Source organism: Chryseolinea sp. T2 (assembly GCF_037203685.1).
Lineage (GTDB): Bacteria > Bacteroidota > Bacteroidia > Cytophagales > Cyclobacteriaceae > Chryseolinea.
In genome coordinates this window covers 1-4,968 of record NZ_JBBCAU010000025.1, presented here as the reverse complement: position 1 = coordinate 4,968, position 4,968 = coordinate 1, and the positions used below count along the sequence as shown (strand labels likewise).

The 4,968-nt window shown below is 44.8% G+C and carries 5 protein-coding genes and 1 pseudogene; 3 read left to right on the top strand and 3 right to left on the bottom strand.

Translation table 11 applies throughout. The features are described from left to right. From WBG78_RS30625 to WBG78_RS30825, 3 genes and pseudogenes are all read left to right on the top strand, one after another. On the top strand, positions 1-1,496 hold a 1,496-nt coding region (locus WBG78_RS30625; protein WP_337330355.1), incomplete at its 5' end, for a S8 family serine peptidase. Positions 1,497-1,811: 315 nt separating this feature from the next. Further along, complete coding sequence (locus WBG78_RS30620) at positions 1,812-2,135, top strand: SdpI family protein (protein ID WP_337330354.1); 324 nt, start codon at positions 1,812-1,814, stop codon at positions 2,133-2,135. 500 nt (positions 2,136-2,635) lie between these two features. Then, positions 2,636-2,776: pseudogene (locus WBG78_RS30825) on the top strand (hypothetical protein); the annotation flags it as partial. Between the two features lie 11 nt (positions 2,777-2,787). Here the strand turns inward: WBG78_RS30825 and WBG78_RS30615 are convergent. From WBG78_RS30615 to WBG78_RS30605, 3 genes are all read right to left on the bottom strand, one after another. Continuing rightward, a complete protein-coding gene (locus WBG78_RS30615) occupies positions 2,788-3,330 on the bottom strand; it encodes a hypothetical protein (RefSeq protein WP_337330353.1) in 543 nt (180 codons plus the stop codon). Between the two features lie 68 nt (positions 3,331-3,398). Next, positions 3,399-3,572: a hypothetical protein gene (locus WBG78_RS30610; RefSeq protein WP_337330352.1), complete on the bottom strand. Its 174-nt coding sequence runs from the start codon at positions 3,570-3,572 to the stop codon at positions 3,399-3,401. Between the two features lie 18 nt (positions 3,573-3,590). Continuing rightward, on the bottom strand, positions 3,591-4,838 hold the full coding sequence (locus WBG78_RS30605) for a DUF1254 domain-containing protein (RefSeq protein ID WP_337330351.1): 1,248 nt from the start codon (positions 4,836-4,838) through the stop codon (positions 3,591-3,593). Between the last annotated feature and the right edge of the window lie 130 nt (positions 4,839-4,968).

The window sequence follows — 4,968 nt, the reverse complement described above, 5'->3', positions numbered from 1 at the left end:
GCCTGCTTCCGTTTTGGTTCAACGAAACAAAATTCATCGAGCCAAACTATATTTACAAACTGTCAAAATTCCCGGCCACATTCATAGCCGCCTCGCAAAATGGGGCACATGTCGTTAGTGTTAGCTGGTACCAGACATGCTCTTTCGTGCAAGCTCATCAAGACATCATAAATATGATTGTCGCAAACGGCACAACGGTCGTGACATCAGCCGGAAATGGAACTGCAGACTATCCATGCAACGGCACCGATCCGGATGCATTAATTTACCCAGGCGCCTACGACAATGTTATCTGTGTTTCCGGCACTGACTTTGACTCTTATATTGAACAAGCGCCAGCTCATCGACGATTTACATTCAACAGCAAAGTGGATATCACTGCGCCTGGCTGGGGTATTCGAACGGCCGCCATCGCCATGAACGGAACCGTTGTTCTACCATATACCGATCGATATGCTACCGTAGACGGAACGTCTTACTCTACTCCAATGGTGGCAGGGACGGTTGGCTTAATGAAAACAGCAAAATTCTGTTTAACGCCTTCTGAAATAGAATACATTTTAAAGAAAACGGCTGATCCCATCGTTTTTACAAAACCAGAAAATGCCCCTTTCATTAGCACATCTGGTGCTGGTCGTTTAGATGCTCAAAAAGCGCTTCAAGTCTCCCAAAACTGGCCTGCCTCATTGGCTAATTACGCGAGTATTACCGGGCCAAACGCAGTTTGTACCAACAGCGTATTTACTCTAAATAATATCCCTGTGGGCATGACTATCGCATGGTCTACTACCGGTCCCGTTAGCATCGCTTCAGGTCAAGGGTCGCTCTCGGTCACACTAAACAAGACTGGCAACGGTGCTGGAACTGTAAAAGCAACAGTTTCTAGTTCATGCGGCAACGTTGTCATCTCAAAATCATTTAACGCCGGTGGTCCAACGTTTGCTAATCCGACAGTGGATGGTAGTACGTACTACATTGGGTCTTCGCACGGAGTCTGTCCAGGGTTTCACAATGCAAAGCTTCAGATTGTTAATGGAAGCTCACCCCAGCAAATGTCTTGGACGCTCTCGCCAGGGGGCGCGGTTAGTTGGGCCTGGGACGCCACTAATAGTCAAATAACATTTCAAACAATGCCGTACAATCAGACATATCCTTTCTCATTCACTGGGACTGCAACAAATGCCTGTGCAACTTCGTCGCCATTTACTTTCTCCTTCATTAAAGGTCCATGCGCCAACATGATTTACACGGTCTGGCCAAATCCGGCCTCTGATGAACTAATATTGGAGGCAGATACATCCTCATCTACTTCGGAAGCTCTTTCGTCGGGAATAACAATTGCAATTTATAATCAACAAGGAACTTTGCAGTACTCCACAAAAAGTACGAAACAGCGAACAGACATTCCATTAAAAGGAATACCTAATGGAGATTACGTGCTTCACCTAATTTCTAAAGAAGGAACCACCAAACAACACTTTGTGATATCGCACTGAAGATGTTTAAATTTGCACCATGGTTTTGTTTTAGCCGCCCTGATGGCAACAAATCGACCTGTGATTCCTTCTACCAGCATTGGAATAACGGCGAAAAATATTTGGGGAGAGAAACAATTAAAACTATAAGCATTCCGCCGCTTACGCCCTGGTTCGATTTTCAGGGAGTGCTACATTCTTATGATCGAACCTGCTGACTCATGTCTTACTTGTCGCCATTCATAATCTTGTTTCTTTCGGCGTAACGATGGTTATTGCACTAGTACCAAATTAGCAAAATGCTGCAAGTTCCGTCAGATTAAAACGAACAACTATATGGAAATAGGAATTATTGTAGTCAACGTCGTATTCTTGACTACATGTTCATCTATTTCGCACGCTCTCAAGAAATATTACCCCAAAGATATCAATTCATTTGTCGGTTACAGGACGACGAGATCCATGAGCTCAAAGGAGGCATGGCTAAGATCAAATGAGTACGCATCAGGTGTATTGTTCAAGTTTTCATTTGTTGTTGTCCTGATTGATCTTGCCTTACTGGCAAAGACGGCGTTCCTTACAGGCGCAGCTGAATGGGTAGTATTCCTCATACTTACAATTGTGCAGACTGAAATGAAACTAAGGCGATCGTATCCTTAGATGATTACGCGGCTGTAATTATTACGATATCTATTAGTCATCGAGACGGTCCCGATTTTGGTTGAGAATATTGGTGGAAATAATCTTTGAAAGTGGTTCAGAATCAAGTCGGGTTATAGTGGCAAGACTGGTTTGATTAGTCATAGCGATGGTTGCGTCCTTTACATTTACGTCCGAGTAACAGAAGCTCAAAATTCATTTAGGTTTCTTTAGGAATTGTTAAGTGATGGTTAGGCGATTTTCGTTACCATTTTGTTACTCGAGTCAGTTAACACGCTGGCAAATAATGAAGTTCACATATTGTATCGGGAAATGAATTCTGAAAGTCGTTCAGAATCAAGTAAATACAAAATCTGCTCAACGAGAGACGAACTTTGGTGATTGTTCTGAGAAACAGTCACTTAGCGTCTTTCGCATCGACTAAGCCAGTGCGTTAGCAAGGTCACTTTGTTACTATGCGGCTCGAGTAACAAAAATTCCCAGTAACAATCTGGGGAAGAATGTCGTCTTCAGAAACCTTTGAATGCAACGTCATGAGCAGAAGAACACCAAAAGACCTCAATCGCAAGGAGCCAGTCCGTCTTCGCCAGAGACGAATCAAAAATGGCGGCTACTCATTTTACCTCGACACGTATTGGAATGGTAAACGCTCCTACGACTTCCTGAAGTTGTATCTCAATCCACCAACGGATGATCTCGCGAGACACGCAGCAGGCCCTGCGCTGAATCGATTACTTCCTAATTCCGGATCGGTTCGCGTTGGGATTTGCAGTGCAGGACCTACTCCCCAAACTAATTTACTTTTGCTTTTTTCTGGTCGGATAAACGCATTGAACAGAATATTTCCAAGGCCGGATGCTCTACTTCCGTCTGCAGTGAGTGGAGGAATAGATTGAATAGGAATTATTGTATACGTATTAAGTCTCCAGTTCTTGCCCAATCGGAACGGCCACACCGGCTGTATGGAGAATGAATGCGCATTCCCTTCTCCAACTGGTAGTATTACATCCTGAAGGAACACACTTCGGAATCCGTTCACAGGGTTTTGACGTTCGCGTGCAACTTCATCCACAGTAGGCTTTACGTTGGTGAGTGAGTCTATTCGTTGGGCGAAGGAGATCCGTGAAATGAGCACAAGGATAATGAGTAGGCCTTTTGCAAGAGCAGCTAAGTCTGTGGGCTCTTCAGAATCCATTGTCGTCGATATAGAATTTATTTCATTTCCCAATATATGTTCGCATGGTTCAGGAATAAATGGTAATGCTATTCTTTCAGCTCAACTGTAACTGTACCAAGTTTTCCACTAAACTTATAGGGAGGTTTGTAACTGTAGTCGATAGGAGATCCGGCACTTCCCCTATTGACTGGCCTTCTGAAAAGCGCATATTTGTATGGCGTGGTTTTCTCCACACGATCCTGGCCTACGTTCTTGCTCATCTTTTATTATTGACTACACTACTTAATTTCCTCAAAATCACCTGGCTTCCAAGTTCCATCAAAGGCAGGTGCCTCAGGACCATAAATCCGGAAGTAAGAGAACCATCCTTTATCGGGAAGAGTCTGAATCCAGACAGCTTCCTTTCCGGCTGGGGCGGATGGTCCGAAATACAGATCGACAGATGATCCGGCTTTGTCTTTCAATTCAAACATCGACCGCAGGGCAGCTTTGTTTTGTGCCGTGGCAATTTCACTTCGAGACATGTTATCATAAACAGTAACCGACCAAAACAATTTTCCCGGAACAGGCAGTGGCACGGTTAGCTTGTACGTTTTGCTTCCATCGAGGTAAGCGCCTGTGTTATCGCGCAACCCTAACCAATAGAGAGAGCCTGCACCCGGAGCGCGATTGAACATGGCAGGTGATTCAATCTGTGCCTGGTAGAACCATTTTTCACGGGCATAAAGATCTGTGTAGTTTTCAGTATCAAAAGTTCCATTGGCATAACGCAACACAGCCCATTCCCACTTACGATCGTTCCATGCCAATTTGTCGGAACGTCTGTCGGCAAATGACTGCACACGCATAATGGCATTTCCATTCTGAGCAGCTTTTTCCAGAATGTTCTTCATGCGAACGTCCGGATTGAATGACTTACCCTTCTCAATTCCCAACTCGGCCAACTCCCCATACATTACCCGGTACTGTGGATTAGCCGGCTCATCATTGATAAACTTTGCTAACCGCTCCCAATATTTCATGTTATCCTCACGCGGCACGGGGGTAAAGTTTGCAGGTTTTTCGTTTAGGCGAACCCAGTTAAGCGCAATTGGCGCTTTCCCTAGCGGATAGACTTTAACGGTTTTCATCATCGCTTCTCCAGCTTCGGGACCCCCTGTTAACGGTATGGCTCTCAACAGAACCAGCACGTGATTCGTGGTTGATTTTCCTACATAGTAACCAGCCGGAATTCTTCCTGTATAGCCTGGTGGCAGTATTAGGTGCTTTCCCCCTTTGCCTTTATCGGGACCCGGCATACCTGCGTCCATTATCCAAAGTTGATTCATGTCATTAATAGCAGACATGATAGGACCAGCGGGTAGCTCCATAACGATTGGTCCATTGCTTAAGTCAAGCGGCAGGCCTGCATAACGCGTGTCAGAGTTTGGTGTGAACGCTACTTGTGCCGGTGCTCCATCCATAATGGCAAATGTTTGATTGGGTACACAACCATTCTCCATGTTACCATCCCAGACAGAAAGCATCGATACAGTGGGATAAAAGAATCTATAGCATTGAATGGCGCGATTCAAGTCGGTGTCTTAGCCCCCTAATAAGCTGCGCAAATTCTGAAAAACAGATTTGTACAACTAAATTAGGAAACAATGGCAAGAA

Coding starts and splice junctions, on each gene's coding strand:
- WBG78_RS30615 (WP_337330353.1), bottom strand. CDS start 3,330: ATGGATTCTGAAGAGCCCACAGACTTAGCTGCTCTTGCAAAAGGCCTA.
- WBG78_RS30610 (WP_337330352.1), bottom strand. CDS start 3,572: ATGAGCAAGAACGTAGGCCAGGATCGTGTGGAGAAAACCACGCCATAC.
- WBG78_RS30620 (WP_337330354.1), top strand. CDS start 1,812: ATGGAAATAGGAATTATTGTAGTCAACGTCGTATTCTTGACTACATGT.
- WBG78_RS30605 (WP_337330351.1), bottom strand. CDS start 4,838: ATGCTTTCTGTCTGGGATGGTAACATGGAGAATGGTTGTGTACCCAAT.